We start from the raw sequence: 15,794 nt of genomic DNA, 5'->3' as shown, positions 1-15,794 counted from the left end.
CCGACGGGGGGTGACGCTGCTCGCGCTCGCGCTCGCGCTGACGCCCCTGCATGGAACGGCGGGGCCGTCGCGTGATGACGCGATCAAGGCGGGTTTCCTGTTCAATTTCGCGGAATTCGCCGATTGGCCGGACAAACAGCCGCGCTCGACCGATATCGCGTTCTGCATCGAGGCCGATACAATTCCGCGCGAGGCCTTCGGAAGTTTCGCCAGCGTTCAGATCGGCGAGCGGCAGATCTCGACCGCTGTCGCGGCCGCGACGGACTTCCTGGACAGCCGGACCACCTGCGACCTGGTATTCCTGCGCTCTCCGGAGCCCCATCTCGCGAGATTCCTCTCGCTGGCGGAGCAACATCACGTCCTTCTGGTCTCTGACCGGGACGGGTTTGCAGTAGGCGGCGGCCATGTCGAGCTCTATCTCTCGCAAGGCAAGTACCGGTTTCGCGTCAATCTCACAACACTGAAACGAAGCGGCATCAAGCTCAGTTCGAAGGTCCTGCGCCTGGCCGAAATCGTTTCCTCGAACGGAGGCACCTGATGCGCCCGGTCACCCGCCCCATCCGGAGCAGGCTGGTTCATTTCGCGACCCTGATCAGTGTCGTCGCGATCCTTCTGGTGACCGCGGTCAGCGCCCTTTATGCCTACCAATCCCGTCTCGGGGCGCTGGAGGATGAACTCCGGGCGATCGGTTCAATCCTGAGCGCCAACCTGCAGGCTCCGCTCGCCTTCGCTGATCGCGATGCGGCCATGGAAACCCTGGCGCCGGTCACGTCCCTGGGCTTTATCGAAGTGGCGCAATTGCTGGACGCCGATGGAGCGCCGGTCACGACCTTCGGCCAGGCGGGCGCCGTGGCGAGATGGCCCGCGACCGGCATGACGCAGACAGCGGATCACCTGCTTCTCACATTGCAGATCGACAGGGAAGGCCGCCGTCTGGGCACCTTGCGGCTGGCGGCCGATCTCGGCGTTCTCGATTCCTCCGTGCGCAGTATCATACTGCTGAGCGCCGTTGTTCTCGTCGCCGCCACGATGGTGTCATGGCTGATGGCGCGAATTCTGGGCAATGCCATTTCCCGGCCCATCGAGCACCTGGCCGCGACGATGGAGAAGGTCACCACGGAACGTGACTACGGCCACCGCGCGCATCGCACTTCCGACGACGAGACGGGCACATTGATCGATGGCTTCAACAACATGCTCGATACCATCGCAAGGAACCACCGCGATCTTGCGGACGCGCGAGACCGGGCCGAAGACGCCAACCGTTCGAAGTCCCATTTCCTCGCCACCATGAGCCACGAGCTCAGGACGCCGCTGAACGCGATCATGGGGTTCTCGGAAGTCATCCGCGACCGGGCCCTCGGCGACGCGCCGGAACGCTATTCCGACTATTCCGCCGATGTCTACAACAGCGCGTCCTACCTGCTGTCCCTGATCAATGACCTGCTCGATATGGCACGTCTCGACAGCCACACTTATCAGATCCACCCGGAAGAACTCTCGAGTGCGGCCTGGGTGGAACAGTGCCTCAGGATGATACGGCCGCAGGCCGAGGCGAAATCGGTGGCGTTGGCCACGCATTTCAGCGACCGAGGCGTTACATTGACCGCCGACGTCCGGGGATTGCGTCAGGTGCTGCTCAATGTGCTCGGAAATGCTGTCAAGTTCACGCCAGCACAAGGGCAGATAGAACTGCGCGAGAGCATGACCGCCGACGGCTCCTATCGGATCAGCGTCAAGGACAACGGTCCGGGCATTCCGGAGGCCGATCTGGAGCGGGTGCTCGAGCCCTTCGAACAGGCCGCCTCCAGCATCTCGCGCGAGCACGGGGGAACCGGGCTAGGGCTCTCGATCAGCGCCGGCATCATGGAACTCCACGGTGGATCGCTCACGCTCGAAAGCGAATACGGCAAGGGCACCAAGGCGATCGTCACGATCCCTGCGAGCCGGGTGAGCGCAGACCCGTCGCCGGTCCATGCATTGAGCTGAAGCACATGCCGACCGGCTAGCGTTTCGCCGGCGGCTTGCCGGTCAGTTTGTGGAAGAGATCCGCGATCAGCCGTCCGAGCAATTGCCAGCGTCCGACCTCGCCGCTCATGATGAACTCGCCGCGGCGCTTGATCGGTGGCGGCGTATCGTTGCGTTCCTCAGACAAGGGACCTCGCCGCGGCCGCGATGGCCTCTTCGGTCTGCGCGAGATCCGCGTCCGTCAAGGCGAGCGAGATGTAGAACTTGCTGTCGGGCTTCAGGATACCGTGCGCCCTCAGGACGGAATTGAAGATCTTCGCCTGCTCGGCATTGCCGTCCGCCGTGTCGCGGTAATCCCTCACCTCCCGGTCGGTGAAGACGACGTCGAACAGGACCGGGTCGCCGACCACGCGGTGTGCGACACCGGCAGCGCCGAGCTCGCGGGTTATCGCATCCATCACACGCCGGCCGCTGGCGCGGAGCGTGTCGTAAGTACCCGGGCGCTTCAGCACCTCCATGGTCTTGAGTCCCGCAACGCTGGCCACCGGGTTGCCGCTGAGCGTGCCGATCTGGAAGGTGAAGCCGTCGCCCGCCTTCGCCTTGTCGAAATGCGCCATGACCTCCTCGCGACCCGCGATCGCCGCGAGCGGGAAACCGCCGCCGATCACCTTGCCGAGGGTGCAGAGGTCCGGCGTGACGCCGTATTTCTCCTGGCCTCCGCCAAAGGCGAGACGGAAGCCGGTCACCACCTCGTCGAAGATCAGCACGATGCCGCGCCTCAAGGTCTCCTCACGCAGCATTTCGAGGAACCCCGGCTCCGGCGGGACCAGACGCTGCAGCGGCTCGACGATGATTGCGGCGATTTCATCCCCATGCTCGTCCAGCAGGCCACGGACAAAATCGGGATCGTTGAAAGGCGCGATCAGCATCGCCTCGCGCACCGCTTCCGGAATGCCGGCGCTGTCCGGCACCGCCTGCGGAAAGTTCACCCGCTTGGTCGGAGCGAGGCTCATCAGCGCCTCGCCGGACATGCCGTGATAGCCGCCTTCGAACTTCAGAATCTTCTCGCGGCCGGTATGGGCGCGGGCGAGCCGCATCGCATACATGTCCGCCTCGCTGCCGGTGGAGACGAAGCGCACCTGGCCCGCGCAGGCCATCGCGTCCGCGATCTCCTCGGCGAGCTTGATACCCTTGGCGTTGTTGGCAAAGAAGGTGAAACCGTGCGCCACCTGCTCCTGCACCGCCTGCAGCACTTCAGGATGGCCGTGGCCGAGCATCATCGGGCCCGAGCCGATCAGGTAATCGACATACTCGTTGCCGTCCGCGTCCCAGACCCGCGCACCCTTGCCGCGGGCGATGACGACGCTCGGATCGAAATTGCCGAACCCGGCCGCCGGCAGCACCCTCGCTGCCCGCTCGCACCAGTCCCGAAGGCTCGCTCCATCCGTCATGATCCGAAATCTCCCATGTCAATTCCGCGCTGAACATCTAGGCACAGGCCGGCCCTCGCGGACAATGCATCTCGGATCACAGTCCGGCCGCCGGTGCGGCAATCAGCCTCCGCAGCCGCGTGACGACCGGCACATAGATCGCGGAAAGCCCGACGCACCAGAGCATCATCGCGATGCCCTGCGCCTCGAGGACGATGCCGCGGTCGATCAGAAGTCCGGTCACGGCCGGGCCGATTGCGGTGGAGAAGACCATGGCCGAGACTGCAAGCGCCCGGATCGCGCCGAGATTCCGGGTGCCGTAGATCTCCGCCCAGACCGCTCCGTTGAGCGCGCTCGAAAACCCGGCGCCGAAGCCGATGCAGCCGAGCACGACAGCCCAGATCCAGACCTGGTCGCTGGTCTGCAGCAGGACGATGCCGAGACCGATCGGCAGCAGGAAGAGCGGCAGCAGGGCGAGCGCGCCGAAGCGGTCGATGATCCGTCCGGCGATGAAGACCGCGGCGATGGCCGAAACCGCGTAGGCCGGGTAGCCCGCCGCCATCTCGGCGAGGCTCCAGCCCTTCTCGCCGGAGACATGCGCCTGGTGGAAGAAGATCACGGTGCCGATGAAGGCCGGGGTGAGAATGCCCGGAAACAGCGCCCAGTAGGACCAGTGCCGCAGCGCCTCCGGCCTTGTCCAGTGCCGCCCCAGCGCTCCTGGCGCCGGGCCGCTCGTCTCGCCTCCCTGGGGCGTGCGGTCGCGCGCAAAGAGGACCCAGAGCGCTCCGCCGAAAACGATCAGCACCGTTGCGGCCGCGAGCCACCACGCACCGCGCCAGCCGACCAGCGCGATGGCGAGCACGGCGACCGCCGGCAGGATCGCTTCCCCGATACCGTAGCCGAGCGAGGTGATGGCGATCGCCCTGCCCCGTCTCGCCTGGAACCAACGCGCCGTCGCCGTCATGCCGACATGGCTGATCATGCCCTGTCCGAAGAAGCGCAGTCCCAGCACCATGAGGAAGAGCATCACGATCGAGTCGTGAATCGCGACCCCCGCGCAGACCAGCGCAAAACCCCCGACCACCACCATCGCCAGCGTGCGCAACCGCATCGTGTCGGCAAGCTGCCCGCCCTTGATGAGCAGCGCCGCCGAGGTCAGCGTCGCACCGGCGTAGAGGCTGCCCCAGGTGCCGGCGGTCAGCCCATGCAGTTCCATGAACTGGGCGGCGAAGAGCGAGATGAAGAAGGTCTGGCCGAAGGAGGAGCCGAGGGTGCAGAGCAACCCCGCCGCGAGCCAGCGGGCATTGGAGAGATAGAAGTTTCGGTGGGGCGAAGCAGGGTCCATCCGTCTGCTTCGCGTGGAACGCAGGGAGTGTCAAGCGCCGGATCCGGCGTCAGTCCGCCGCCGATTGCCCCTTGCTCAGGGCTGCCTGCTCCGCCCAGACTGCTGTCCTTCGAACCCGGCTGCAGGGAACGTCTCGCAGCGTTCCCTGTCGACACCCCGCACCCGATGCCGGAACAGAGAGGAGCCGCGCATGACCGTCGAGAAAACAGACACCCTCGTCGTCGGCGCGGGCCAGGCCGGGATCGCGATGAGCGAGCATCTGGGCAAGGCCGGCATTCCCCATATCGTGCTGGAGCGCGACCGTATCGCCGAGGCCTGGCGGACCGGTCGCTGGGATTCGCTGGTCGCCAACGGTCCCGCCTGGCACGACCGTTTCCCGAACCTGACCTTCGAAGGCGCGCATCCCGACAGCTTCATCCCGAAGGAGGATGTCGCCGCCTATTTCGAGAAATATGCGGCAATGATCGACGCGCCGGTCCGCTGCGGGGTCGAGGTGACGTCGGTGACGCGCCTCGACGGCCGGCAGGGCTTCCGCGCGGAGACCTCGGACGGCGTCATCGAGGCCAATCACGTGGTCGCGGCCACCGGCCCGTTCCAGACCCCTGTCGTGCCGCGGATCGTTCCCGAGAGCGACGCGGTTCACCAGATGCATTCCGCGGCCTACCGCAACCCGGAGCAGCTCCCCGAAGGCGGCGTGCTGGTGGTCGGCTCGGGCTCCTCCGGGGTGCAGATCGCGGACGAACTGAACCGCGCCGGACGGGAGGTCTGGCTCTCTGTCGGCCCGCACGACCGTCCGCCCCGCGCCTATCGCGGGCGCGACAATGTCTGGTGGCTCGGTGTGATGGGCAAATGGGACGCGGCGACGCCGCCCGAGGGCGCGGAGCATGTCACCATCGCGGTCAGCGGCGCGCGCGGCGGCGAGACCATCGATTTCCGCCGGCTCGCGGACGAGGGCATCAGCCTCGCCGGGCGCACCGAGTCCTACGCGGACGGTGTCATGCGGTTCGCCGACGATCTCGCAACGAACATCGGGAAGGGCGACGAATACTATCTCTCCCTGCTGCGCGAGGCCGACGCCTTCGCCGCCCGAAACGGACTGGCACTGCCGGAGGAACCGGAAGCGCATGCCATCGGCGCGATGCCGGGCTGCGTGACCGACCCGGTCCTCGAACTGGATCTGGAGGCGGCCGGCATCACGACCATTCTCTGGGCGACCGGCTACAGGCGGGACTACGGATGGCTCGAGGTCGACACCTTCGACGAGGACGGCGAACCCCTGCAGAAACGCGGCATGTCACGCGAGCACGGGATCTATTTCCTCGGCCTGCCCTGGCAGTCGCGGCGCGGATCGAGCTTCATCTGGGGCGTCTGGCACGATGCGAAATTTATCGCCGACCTGATCGCCATCCAGCGCAACTATCTGGAACACGACGACGCCGCCCGCTCGCGCCGCGCGGCGGAATAGGGGCTCGCAAGGCCCGCAGCTTATTCCCCACGGAGACCCGACATGGCCCATGAGCGCCTCAGGACTTTCAACACGAAGGACACCTATCCCGAACAGAAGCTCGACAACGACCTCGCCCAGGCCGTCGTCACGCGGGGCGGGCGCACGATCTGGCTGCGCGGCCAGTGCCCGCAGGACCTGGATACGGCGGAGAACATCGGGAGCCACGACCCGGCCGAGCAGACCCACAAGGTGATGCAGAACATCCGGCAGTTGCTGGAGGAGGCCGGCGGCTCGATGGAGCATCTGGTGAAGCTCGTCGTCTATATCACCGATATCCGCCACCGCGAGGCGGTATACCGGACCATGGGCGAATACATCAGGGGCGTGCACCCGGTCTGCACCGGGCTGGTGGTGCAGGCGCTGGCCCGGCCCGACTGGCTGGTCGAGATAGACGGCACCGCCGTCATCCCGGACGAGGACTGAGCCGATGACCTTCTCCCTCGTCGCCCGCTGCGCCGAGACCGGCATGTTCGGGATCGCGATCTCCTCCTCCTCGCCCGCCGTCGCGGCGCGCTGCGCCTATACCCGCGCCGGCACCGGCGCCGTCGCCAGCCAGAACGTGACCGACCCGCGGCTCGGGCCGCTGGTGCTGGACCGGATGGAGGTCGGTCTTTCCGCTTCCGACGCCATCGCGGCCATGCAGAGGGAAGCGAAGCATCTCGACTACCGGCAGGTGCTCGCAGTCGACAAAACCGGCGGCACCGCGATCCATTCCGGCGGCAATGCGCTCGGCATCTGGGCGGAAGCCAAAACGGAGAATGTCGCCTCCGGCGGCAACCTGCTCGCCAACGAGGACGTGCCCGCGGCCATCATCGCGGCCTTCGCCGCCGCCAGCGGTCATCTCGGCGACCGCCTGATCGCGGCCATGCGCGCCGGGCTCAAGGCGGGAGGCGAGGCGGGCCCGGTCCACTCGGCGGGAATGCAGCTCGCGGACAAGCAGTCCTGGCCGGTCGCCGATCTCCGCTGCGACTGGACCGAGGACTGTCCGATCGAGGCGATCGCGCAAGCCTGGGAGGTCTACAAGCCCCAGCTCGACGCCTATGTCACCCGTGCGCTGGATCCAAGGGAAGCGCCGTCCTACGGCGTGCCGGGAGACGAATAATTCAGATCGCTATGTCCCGAGTTAGTATTTAACGTGGGAGCAATTTGAAAAGTACGTTTAGCGGAGATGCGTCAGGATATCGATCCTTTGCCGCTCTTGCAGCCTCCCGCATAAATTTGCCGACATCGCCAGATCCTCTGACGACCGCGCAACACAAGAACGGATCGTCTCCGGGAATTGGTATCTTGATTTCCACCCGCAAAGTACCCTCCATCGTGTCAGGACTAACTTCTAAAGTTCTCGGATGATTGTAACCGTTTCGCAAGAACAAAGCAGAAACTATTTTCTGCCTCACCCCTCCGCCGCGACGAAGGCGAGCGACTGCTTCGCCGTCCGCATCACGTGCTTGCGCTTGATCTTCGAATGGAAGAAGCGGTTCACCGCCGCCGCCAGCACCGGCACCCAGGGGGCACCCGGGCGGAGGCGGATTTCTTCGCGGGCGGCGACCGGCAGCTTCACCATGTGGGCGGAGACGATATATTCCGGCTCCGCATGGTCGAACAGGCCGGGCAGCAAATCCTCGAAGAAGGCCTCCGGATCCTCGACCCGCCATTTCCCGCTGTCCTGCTGCGCATCCACGTAGGCGGCGTTGCGTCCGGTGAAGCAGGCCATCTGCAGCAGCGCGTCCGGCCAGAGGTCCTCATGCCGCGCGCATTGCGCCCGAACCGCGTTGGCGAAGGTGATGCCGTGGGTGAAGTCGAGCCAGTTGATGTTGTCCGGCACCGGCCGGTCGTGCCGGGTGCCCCATTCCGTGTCGAAATGCAGCATTTGCCAGGCCGCCGCCGCGAACAGCGCATCGAACAGCGCCGTCCTGTCGCCGCTCGACCGGTGTGCCCGCTCCAGCGCCCGCGGCACGTTGAGGGCATGGAAATCCTCGGCTGACACGGGGTCTCCGCCGGCGCCGTCCCAGGCCGCGCGGGCCGGGCCGTAGGCGCGGAACTCTGGGATCAGGTCCTCGCGGCTGGCATTCACCAGAGAGCGGGCAAGCGCGAGATAGAGCGGCTCCGCGACGCCGTCCCCGAGCCGTTCGACGAGCTGGCGGGTCTTGTAGCAATAGATCAGGGAATGGCCGAAATCCTGGTAATGGGCAAGCGCGGCGCGGGTCAGCGGCGCGTCCAGGTCCCGCCAGCCGGGCCCGGCCACCGCGCCGCGCACCTGCGCCAGCGCTTCCGCTTCGTCCTCCGCTTCGATGGCCTCGACGAGCCGGTCCGCGTCGAACTCCGAAACGCCTTCGGCGAAGGGGAATTGCTCCCAGCGCAGACTGTCCCAGGCGAGATGGGCAACCACCTCGACAACGGGAATCAGGGCAGAAGCCTCGTCCTGCCCGCCATGCTCCTCGCCCAGCTCCAGCCAGTCCGGCGCGGCGGCGATGGCGTGGGTGGTTCCCCATTCGAACCGGTCATGGGTCCAGAGCACCGCCCGGCGCACCGCCTCCAGTGGATCGCCGCCGGCGGCCTTGAGGCGGGCGATCTCGCGCGCCATGCGGGTATAATTGTGGTCGCGGAAGCTCTCGCGGAGATTGCCGAGCGCCGTCTCGATCCGCTCGTCCGCCGGCGGATCGGCGATATCGACATAGACGGCACCGTCCCGGACCCGGGTGGGGTAGATCCGGAGACGGTCGCCACCGACCTGGTTCGCACCTGAGCCGAGGTCGAACTTCCAGTTGTGCCAGTTGCAGGTGAGCCGGCAGGCGCCGTCCGCCCGGTCGACCGTGCCCTCGATCAGCGGATAGCCCTCGTGCGGGCAGCGGTTGTTGCAGGCATGGACCGTGCCGTCGATATGGAACAGGGCGATCTGCTTGCCGTCCGCCTTGAAGATCTTCCGCCCCGCCGCGTCCAACGCGGCGAGCGGCATGGCCTCGACCCAATGCGGTTCCGGGTTCTGCGTCATGGCCCTTCTCCCTGATTGGAAGGCACGCGCAACAGGGCGCCCATCCGGTTGACCCGCACAAATTGTGCCTTGCCACCATTTTAATCAAGTGTTTTCTTTTTATAATACTAAATGAGTCTATCCATCGACATTCCGTTCGGGCATAATTTCAACCATGAATGGGTGGAAGAAATTTTGCCGAAAATACGCAGCCATTCCGGTGGCCTGCGCGATGGCATCAGCTTGTTCAAGTCAACCTGAGCTCAGAATTACGTCGAACCCGATGGGTGCGGTAGTGTCAGAAAAAGGCACTTCATTCCGAGCACTCACGCCAACTTCGCTTTTTTATGATCTTGATCAAAAATCTCGGAATTCTAATGGTTGTTACGTTGTGAGAGGCATTGATATCCGTTGGACTAGCGGCGTAACGGTTTCCTCGGCGGAAAGAATAAGCCTCTGCGGGTCTAGCGATGCTTGGGTCCTTCATTTTGAGCGCCCTGAAGGTCCTGGAATTGAACGCGATCTGGCTCAAGCAGAACTTCGAATTCGACAAATCACAGAAGCCCAGGCCCGCCATGAAGACGCAATGGGACGGATATTGCTCCAAGGTCTAGCTGGCGCCGCTGAAGGATACGCGTACGGCCAATCGCAGAGTTCGAACGCGCCGCAGTATTATCCAGATACCCGAATCTATTGCACTCCGATGCCGTCTATCGGAAACAACCCACCTAGCTATACCTGCCGCTAAGCGATTTCTAATCCGGCATGAAGAGATCGCGGGACGCCGGACGGGTGCGCAGCCGGGTCGCCAGCCAGAGCAGGATGCCGAGCCCGCCGAAGACCAGCCAGGCCGGCATCAGCAGGATCGTCACCATCACCGGGTGCCAGAGAGTGGGATGCAGGTAGCGCGAGATCGCCGGTTCGGCGAGTTGCAGGCTGCCGGGATGCAGCCCGGCCCAGAGCGTGCCCGCATCCATGATGCGCAGCGCCCCGGACTGGTAGCTCGCATAGCCGTCGCGCGCGGCGAGCGCCAGTGCGATCAGAATCAGGATCAACGCGATCGCGCGAAAGAACCGCCTCATACATCCCCCGGCGCGCCCCGGCCGGCTTCCCGGCGGTCCTGCGCGCACCATGTGGTGTGCCCCCTAACGTGCTGGAAAGCCTACACCAAACCGGCAGGTGGACGAAACAGCTGCGGCGCAGAATCCACGGATCCGCGCCCGTGCGTCTTTTTGCAAGTTTTCGCGTCGCAAACCGTTGCAAAGCCGGAAGGCCTTTTGTATGGTCCGCGCCTCTTCAGGAGGGATGGCCGAGCGGTTTAAGGCGCACGCCTGGAAAGCGTGTTGGGGTGGAAGCCCCTCAGGGGTTCGAATCCCCTTCCCTCCGCCAGAGCCTTTCCCTTTTTTCCGTATTCGACCGGTCACCATGTCCCGCCGCGCACGGCGCCGCGGCGCTCGGCCGGATTCCGCGTCCGCTGGCCTCCCGCTGCGGACCCAGCCGATGTGAGCTTCGCCACGCGCGCAGCCCGCATTGTATGACAAACTCGATGGCTCGACCTTATAGTCGCCGGGCTGAGATTATCACCTTGCTCACCGGCTCCATTATTCGCGGAGAGGCGGCGGCCCCCTCACTCCGATGAGGATCGGCCCGATGCCCGAGAAGAAAATGCCTGACTGCTTGAACTCCCAGGAACCGCACGGCCCGTCCGACGGAAAGATCAAGACCCTCTTCCTCTCGGACCTTCATCTGGGCACCCGGCATTGCCAGGCGGATCTGATCATCGACTTCCTGGAGGCCCACGAGTCGGAGGTTATCTACCTCATCGGCGACATAATCGACGGCTGGCGCCTCAAGCGATCGTGGTACTGGCCGACTGCGCATGACGCGGTCTACCGGGCGATCCTGAGGAAGGCGCGCCGCGGCGTGAAGGTCTTCTACATCCCCGGCAATCACGACGCCTTCGTCCGCAGGTTCTCGGGCAAGCGGATCCGGAATGTCGAAATCCTCGACCACGCGATCCACGAGACCGCGGCCGGGCGCCGCTATCTCGTCACCCACGGCGACCAGTACGACCTGGTGGTCCAGAACGCGAGGTGGCTCGCCGACCTGGGTGACCGGTTCTACGAGTTCGCGCTTACGACCAACACCCTGCTCAACGTCGTCCGGGCACGCCTCGGCCTCGATTACTGGTCTCTCGGCGCCTTCGCCAAGCGGCATGTGAAGAGCTTCGTCAGCATCATCAGCCAGTTCGAGACGGTCGTCGCGGAAGAGGTCCGGACCCGCGAGTTGGACGGCGTGATCTGCGGCCATATCCATCATGCGGTCATCAGGACCATGGGCGATATCCACTACGTGAATACCGGCGACTGGGTGGAAACCTGCTCCGCCGTCGCCGAGCATGCCGACGGCAGGCTGGAAGTGATCCGCTGGACCGACCGGGCGCAGAGCAGGCGGCAGCCGGCCCCGTTCCCGCTCGCGCCGAGCGTCGATGACCGGGTGTCCTGACCATGGCGGTGGCAATATGACATCGATCCTCATCGTGACCGATGCCTGGAGGCCGCAGGTCAACGGCGTCGTCCGCTCGATCGAGTACACGGCGCGGGAACTGGAGGCGATGGGCGTGCGCGTCGAGATCCTGTCGCCGCAGGAATTCGCCACCATGCCCTGCCCGACCTATCCGGAGATCCGCCTGTCGCTGACCCATCGGCGTGCGATCCGCAGGCGGATCGAGGCACTGGGCTGCGAGCACCTGCACATCGCCACCGAAGGGCCGCTCGGCCTGCTGGCCGGTTCCGCCGCGCGGCAGATCGGCATGAAATTCACCACCAGCTATCACACCCGCTTCCCGGAATATGTCCAGGCGCGCTGGCCGCTGCCGGTCGGCTGGCTCTACGCCTGGTTCCGGCGCTTCCACAATTTCGGCGCCGGCTGCATGGTCGCGACCGAGACCCTGCGGCGGGACCTCGCCGCGCGCGGGTTCCGCAATCTGGTGATCTGGCCGAAGGGCGTCGATGCCGAGCTCTTCCGCCCGTTCGACGGGTCGGTGCTGCCGGCGGACCTGCCGCGTCCGGTCTTCATGAATGTCGGGCGCGTCTCGGTCGAGAAGAATATCGAGGCCTTTCTTGACCTCGATCTCCCCGGATCAAAGGTCGTCGTCGGGGACGGCCCCGATCTCGAGCGGCTTCGCAGCGCCTATCCGGCGGTCCATTTCACCGGCGGCAAGACCGGCGAGAATCTCGCACGCCACTTCGCCAGCGCCGACGTCTTCGTCTGCCCGTCGCGCACCGAGACCTTCGGCCTGGTCCTGCTCGAAGCATTGGCCTGCGGCGTTCCCGTCGCCGCCTATCCCGTCATGGGCCCCCGGGACGTCATCGGCGACAGCGGCACCGGTGCGCTCTCCGAGGATCTCCGGCAGGCCGCGCTGGACGCCCTCGACATCTCGCGCGAGCAATGCCGGGAATGGGCCCTGCACTTCAGCTGGGCGGCCTCGGCGCGACGGTTCCTCGAAAGCGCCACCGGTCCCATGGCGCCTGCATCGACCCCACAGTACGGGACTGCCGCCGGAGACTGAAGCCGTCGAATCAGGCGATGGCGGCGACCGGCCGGGGGCGGGCTCGCAGCAGGTCCTCGCTCAGTCCGCCCTCGGCGTCCGTCACGCGGAGCGGCTCGAAGCATTTCTCGAATCTGGAATCCAGCCGGACCTGCGGCGTGTAGGCGGTGCGCAGACTGTCGCTCATGGCGCAGTAGGTCAGAGACGGTTCCCGGAAGCTCTGCCGCATCTGACGGATGGAGCCCAGATTGATCTTCCCGCCGAAGCGATGCAGCGGACGGATCAGGGCCATCGCCGTCTGGTCCCAGGTGAAGTGGCGGCGCCAGTGCCAGGCATGCCGGAACGCGTGACGCGCAAGAGCTGTCTTGCGCCCCTTGAAACGCATCAGGTCGGCGACGAACGGCACCACTTTCTCCAGCGGATCCTTCGGCCATTCGACGACCTTCTGCCCGTCCAGATCGCTCAACATGAGGTTCGGCATCAGGCGCCCGGCTGCCGCCGCCTCGTCGAAATAGGGCGTACCGACGATCGGGATGGTCAGGGTCAGGAGGCCCGGCAGCGGGACTGTCGGGTCCTCCAGTATGGAGGAAAGCTGGACCTCCACCTCGTCCACAGTCTGGCGGGAGAAATCGACCATGAAACCGTAATCGAAGAACATCCCGTTCTCGGCGCAGATCCGGGTCAGCTCGCGCGGATCCGAGGTCATGCTCTGCTTCTTGTTGTAGGTACGCAGGACAGCCGGATCGAGGGACTCGACGCCCGAGAACACCGCCTTGCAGCCGTTCCGGGCCATCAGGGCCAGATTGTCCGGGTTCTTGAACAGATCCCCGGTCACCAGAGCGCCCCACCCGCGGAACTGGCCCCGCCGCCAGCGCTCGCCGATCAGCTCGACCCGGCGCTCGAAGCTCTTGCGGTTGTTGCCGTAGAAATTGTTGTCGAGGACCATCACGCCATAGACTTTCCCCATCGCGTCGAATTGCCGGGCGATCGACTCTTCCGAATGGGAGACATAGGCGCGCCCCTCCCCTGTGAGGGAGCAGAAGGAGCAGGCGAAATTGCAGTTCTTCGTGGTCTCCACATAGCCGACCCCCATGGTCGGCCGGGCGAGGTCGTAGCGCGGCATGGCCGCTTCGGAGACGCAGGTACGGTCGAAAGCGTCCTCGATGACGGCCGGTATCTCCTCGACGTCTCCCAGGCAGACATAATCGAAAATCTCCGCGCACAGGGCCGGCAGCGCGCGCGCGATCGGCCCTCCTATCGCGGTCCGGACCAGAGGATTGGCATTGCGGAAATAGGCCGAGAGCTGGTGCGCGCGGTCGAACATCGCTGTCAGGCCGGTGAAGATCACGAGGTCCGGCCAATCAAACAGACGCTCGTTCAGCAGCGCGCCGTCGAACACCTCGTCCCAGATCCTGACATCGACCCGATCGGGATTGAAATGGCCCGCGAGCTGGAACGTTGCACCGGTGCGCGGGATGAACCAGCGGGTCGGAGTCGCGGCCCTCCAAGGATCAAAATACGCATTTACAATCAACACTTTATGTTTATTCTTCAATATTCACTCCATGCCGGTCGGGAGCCGCATTCACACGCAGCTCCAAGGTCCGGATGCGGTCGTGACCTTCGAAGCCCGGAGACGCCGTCACCATTCCTAATCTAGAATATCGCGGATGCCCCCCCTATGGGATCGACCACATTCGGGACAACGCCCGTCGCTCGACCGGTTCGCGCAAGAGGCTACATGGATAACACCCCACAGACCATCGCCGGCGAACTGGAAGCGCACCCGACCTTCAGCGCACTGCCCCCCGACACGATTGCCGCGATCGCCTCGGCCGCCAGCCGTCAGTGCGTTGGATCGGGCACCCCGATCATGCAGGAGGGAGAGGAGAACTCGGACCTCTTCCTGATCACCTCCGGAACGGCGGCGGCGGAACGGAAGTCGGGCGACGGGGGCACGATCGAGCTCAACGATATCCGGCCGGGCGATTGCATCGGCGAGCTGACCTTCCTCGACGGCGGGCGCCGCTCGGCCTCCGTGCGCGCCAAGACCGACTGCGAGTTCATCCGGATCTCGGCGTCGACTCTCAGCGCACTGCCCGACGCACCGGCGGTCGTCGGCGAGCTGAAAGGGGCACTCGCCGGCGTCGCCGTCCGCCGGGCCCGCGTCATGAGCGACGACATACTCGCGGCGCTGCGAGAACAGCTGGAAATCAAGACCCTCCAGAACCAGTTCGGCCAGTTTCTGATCTTCACCATCGCGATCTTCCTGATCTCCACCGGTCTCTTCTATCTGGTGGCCCAGGACTATGTGCGCGACGTCTACGATCCCGGCTTTTCCTGGCAGACCGTGATCTTCCTCGCGGTGCCCTGCCTCACGATCATCAAGCTGATGAAGATCCCGCTCGCCGATCTCGGGATCAGGAAGGAAGGGTTCTGGCGCTCGCTCGGCGAGTCCGTCGCCATCTGCACCCTCATCACCGTACCGGCTCTGATCTATTATTTCGGATTCAAGCCGCCGCGGCCGGAGGGACAGGGCGCTACCATCGACGCCTTCTTTCTCGGCCAGTACTTCCTCCATACCATCTTCCAGGAGGTCGGCTCGCGCGGCCTGCTGCAGGGGCTGTTCCAGAAGTTCCTCGACGACCGCAAGGGCCACAAGGCGATCTTCATGACGAGCACGGTCTTCAGCTCGCTGCATATCACCTTCGGCGCCGATGCCGTCTTGATCACCTTCTTCGCCAGCATCGTTTTCGGCTATGTCTATCTCCGGCAGAAGAACCTGGTCGGCGTGACGGTGATGCATTTCTGGCTCGGCGTGCTCGCCGCAATGCTGGTCGCCTTCTAGCCCGGCGGCCGAACCACATGCGCCGTGCGTATTCCCTGCCGCCCCGTACCCCGAAAGTTGCACGAAGGCCCTGCCTCGGACATTGCCATTCCGTCCGACCTCATGCGACACTTTCAGGTATGCCAGCATGCGAATATCTTGCGTGCTCGGCTACCGCAGATTACCGGACCAGAGG

General features: G+C 65.0%; 14 protein-coding genes and 1 tRNA gene. 9 read left to right on the top strand and 6 right to left on the bottom strand.

Going from position 1 to position 15,794, the window contains the following annotated elements; translation table 11 throughout:
• The first annotated feature begins 10 nt into the window (after positions 1 to 10).
• Both ACOOE1_RS17700 and ACOOE1_RS17695 read left to right on the top strand, forming a co-directional pair.
• Positions 11 to 538: a YfiR family protein gene (locus ACOOE1_RS17700; protein ID WP_420403528.1), complete on the top strand. Its 528-nt coding sequence runs from the start codon at positions 11 to 13 to the stop codon at positions 536 to 538.
• Positions 538 to 1,989, top strand: coding sequence for an ATP-binding protein (locus ACOOE1_RS17695; RefSeq protein WP_420403527.1), 1,452 nt, complete (start codon positions 538 to 540; stop codon positions 1,987 to 1,989). Before ACOOE1_RS17700 ends, ACOOE1_RS17695 begins: the two co-directional genes overlap by 1 nt.
• Positions 1,990 to 2,005: 16 nt before the next feature.
• On the opposite strand, the gene ACOOE1_RS17690 is transcribed toward ACOOE1_RS17695, so the two are convergent.
• From ACOOE1_RS17690 to ACOOE1_RS17680, 3 genes are all read right to left on the bottom strand, one after another.
• On the bottom strand, positions 2,006 to 2,155 hold the full coding sequence (locus ACOOE1_RS17690; RefSeq protein WP_420403526.1) for a hypothetical protein: 150 nt from the start codon (positions 2,153 to 2,155) through the stop codon (positions 2,006 to 2,008).
• The gene (locus tag ACOOE1_RS17685) at positions 2,148 to 3,419 is read right to left on the bottom strand and encodes an aspartate aminotransferase family protein (RefSeq protein WP_420403525.1); all 1,272 of its coding nucleotides are present in this window, start codon (positions 3,417 to 3,419) and stop codon (positions 2,148 to 2,150) included. The genes ACOOE1_RS17690 and ACOOE1_RS17685 overlap by 8 nt, the downstream gene beginning before the upstream one ends.
• A gap of 76 nt (positions 3,420 to 3,495) precedes the next feature.
• Entirely contained in the window at positions 3,496 to 4,743 is a 1,248-nt protein-coding gene (locus ACOOE1_RS17680; protein ID WP_420403524.1) for an MFS transporter, read from the bottom strand.
• Positions 4,744 to 4,933: 190 nt separating this feature from the next.
• Here ACOOE1_RS17680 and ACOOE1_RS17675 point away from each other — a divergent pair, with 190 nt between their 5' ends.
• Genes ACOOE1_RS17675 through ACOOE1_RS17665 form a run of 3 tightly spaced genes read left to right on the top strand, consistent with a single transcriptional unit; the run spans position 4,934 to position 7,352 of the window.
• Positions 4,934 to 6,208, top strand: coding sequence for a flavin-containing monooxygenase (locus ACOOE1_RS17675; RefSeq protein WP_420403523.1), 1,275 nt, complete (start codon positions 4,934 to 4,936; stop codon positions 6,206 to 6,208).
• A 42-nt stretch (positions 6,209 to 6,250) separates the two neighbouring features.
• Positions 6,251 to 6,673, top strand: a complete 423-nt coding sequence (locus tag ACOOE1_RS17670; RefSeq protein ID WP_420403522.1) for a RidA family protein — start codon at positions 6,251 to 6,253, stop codon at positions 6,671 to 6,673.
• A gap of 4 nt (positions 6,674 to 6,677) precedes the next feature.
• Positions 6,678 to 7,352 (top strand): DUF1028 domain-containing protein, encoded by a 675-nt coding sequence (locus ACOOE1_RS17665; RefSeq protein WP_420403521.1) that lies wholly within the window; start codon positions 6,678 to 6,680, stop codon positions 7,350 to 7,352.
• Between the two features lie 291 nt (positions 7,353 to 7,643).
• Here the strand turns inward: ACOOE1_RS17665 and ACOOE1_RS17660 are convergent, their stop codons facing one another.
• Positions 7,644 to 9,242 carry a Rieske (2Fe-2S) protein gene (locus tag ACOOE1_RS17660; protein ID WP_420403520.1) on the bottom strand — a complete coding sequence of 533 codons (1,599 nt, stop codon included), beginning with the start codon at positions 9,240 to 9,242 and terminating at the stop codon, positions 7,644 to 7,646.
• A 734-nt stretch (positions 9,243 to 9,976) separates the two neighbouring features.
• Positions 9,977 to 10,303 carry a hypothetical protein gene (locus ACOOE1_RS17655; protein WP_420403519.1) on the bottom strand — a complete coding sequence of 109 codons (327 nt, stop codon included), beginning with the start codon at positions 10,301 to 10,303 and terminating at the stop codon, positions 9,977 to 9,979.
• A 217-nt stretch (positions 10,304 to 10,520) separates the two neighbouring features.
• Here ACOOE1_RS17655 and ACOOE1_RS17650 point away from each other — a divergent pair.
• The 3 genes from ACOOE1_RS17650 (at position 10,521) to ACOOE1_RS17640 (ending at position 12,792) form a co-directional block, all read left to right on the top strand.
• A tRNA-Ser gene (locus ACOOE1_RS17650) sits at positions 10,521 to 10,610 on the top strand.
• Positions 10,611 to 10,871: 261 nt separating this feature from the next.
• Entirely contained in the window at positions 10,872 to 11,726 is an 855-nt protein-coding gene (locus ACOOE1_RS17645) for a UDP-2,3-diacylglucosamine diphosphatase (protein ID WP_420403518.1), read from the top strand.
• A 16-nt stretch (positions 11,727 to 11,742) separates the two neighbouring features.
• On the top strand, positions 11,743 to 12,792 hold the full coding sequence (locus ACOOE1_RS17640) for a glycosyltransferase family 4 protein (RefSeq protein WP_420403517.1): 1,050 nt from the start codon (positions 11,743 to 11,745) through the stop codon (positions 12,790 to 12,792).
• A 10-nt stretch (positions 12,793 to 12,802) separates the two neighbouring features.
• On the opposite strand, the gene ACOOE1_RS17635 is transcribed toward ACOOE1_RS17640, so the two are convergent.
• The gene (locus tag ACOOE1_RS17635) at positions 12,803 to 14,308 is read right to left on the bottom strand and encodes a B12-binding domain-containing radical SAM protein (RefSeq protein ID WP_420403516.1); all 1,506 of its coding nucleotides are present in this window, start codon (positions 14,306 to 14,308) and stop codon (positions 12,803 to 12,805) included.
• Between the two features lie 204 nt (positions 14,309 to 14,512).
• On the opposite strand from ACOOE1_RS17635, the gene ACOOE1_RS17630 reads away from it, so the two are divergent.
• On the top strand, positions 14,513 to 15,619 hold the full coding sequence (locus tag ACOOE1_RS17630; protein WP_420403515.1) for a cyclic nucleotide-binding domain-containing protein: 1,107 nt from the start codon (positions 14,513 to 14,515) through the stop codon (positions 15,617 to 15,619).
• The last annotated feature ends 175 nt before the right edge of the window (positions 15,620 to 15,794 follow it).

It is taken from the genome of Nisaea sp. (assembly GCF_965216895.1).
GTDB lineage: Bacteria > Pseudomonadota > Alphaproteobacteria > Thalassobaculales > Thalassobaculaceae > Nisaea.
This window is presented reverse-complemented; position numbering and strand designations above follow the sequence as displayed.

Excerpts from the sequence above, each read along its gene's own strand:
- ACOOE1_RS17695 (WP_420403527.1), top strand. The coding sequence starts at position 538 with ATGCGCCCGGTCACCCGCCCCATCCGGAGCAGGCTGGTTCATTTCGCG.
- ACOOE1_RS17685 (WP_420403525.1), bottom strand. The coding sequence starts at position 3,419 with ATGACGGATGGAGCGAGCCTTCGGGACTGGTGCGAGCGGGCAGCGAGG.
- ACOOE1_RS17680 (WP_420403524.1), bottom strand. The coding sequence starts at position 4,743 with ATGGACCCTGCTTCGCCCCACCGAAACTTCTATCTCTCCAATGCCCGC.
- ACOOE1_RS17645 (WP_420403518.1), top strand. The coding sequence starts at position 10,872 with ATGCCCGAGAAGAAAATGCCTGACTGCTTGAACTCCCAGGAACCGCAC.
- ACOOE1_RS17655 (WP_420403519.1), bottom strand. The coding sequence starts at position 10,303 with ATGAGGCGGTTCTTTCGCGCGATCGCGTTGATCCTGATTCTGATCGCA.
- ACOOE1_RS17670 (WP_420403522.1), top strand. The coding sequence starts at position 6,251 with ATGGCCCATGAGCGCCTCAGGACTTTCAACACGAAGGACACCTATCCC.
- ACOOE1_RS17640 (WP_420403517.1), top strand. The coding sequence starts at position 11,743 with ATGACATCGATCCTCATCGTGACCGATGCCTGGAGGCCGCAGGTCAAC.
- ACOOE1_RS17665 (WP_420403521.1), top strand. The coding sequence starts at position 6,678 with ATGACCTTCTCCCTCGTCGCCCGCTGCGCCGAGACCGGCATGTTCGGG.
- ACOOE1_RS17630 (WP_420403515.1), top strand. The coding sequence starts at position 14,513 with ATGGATAACACCCCACAGACCATCGCCGGCGAACTGGAAGCGCACCCG.
- ACOOE1_RS17675 (WP_420403523.1), top strand. The coding sequence starts at position 4,934 with ATGACCGTCGAGAAAACAGACACCCTCGTCGTCGGCGCGGGCCAGGCC.
- ACOOE1_RS17660 (WP_420403520.1), bottom strand. The coding sequence starts at position 9,242 with ATGACGCAGAACCCGGAACCGCATTGGGTCGAGGCCATGCCGCTCGCC.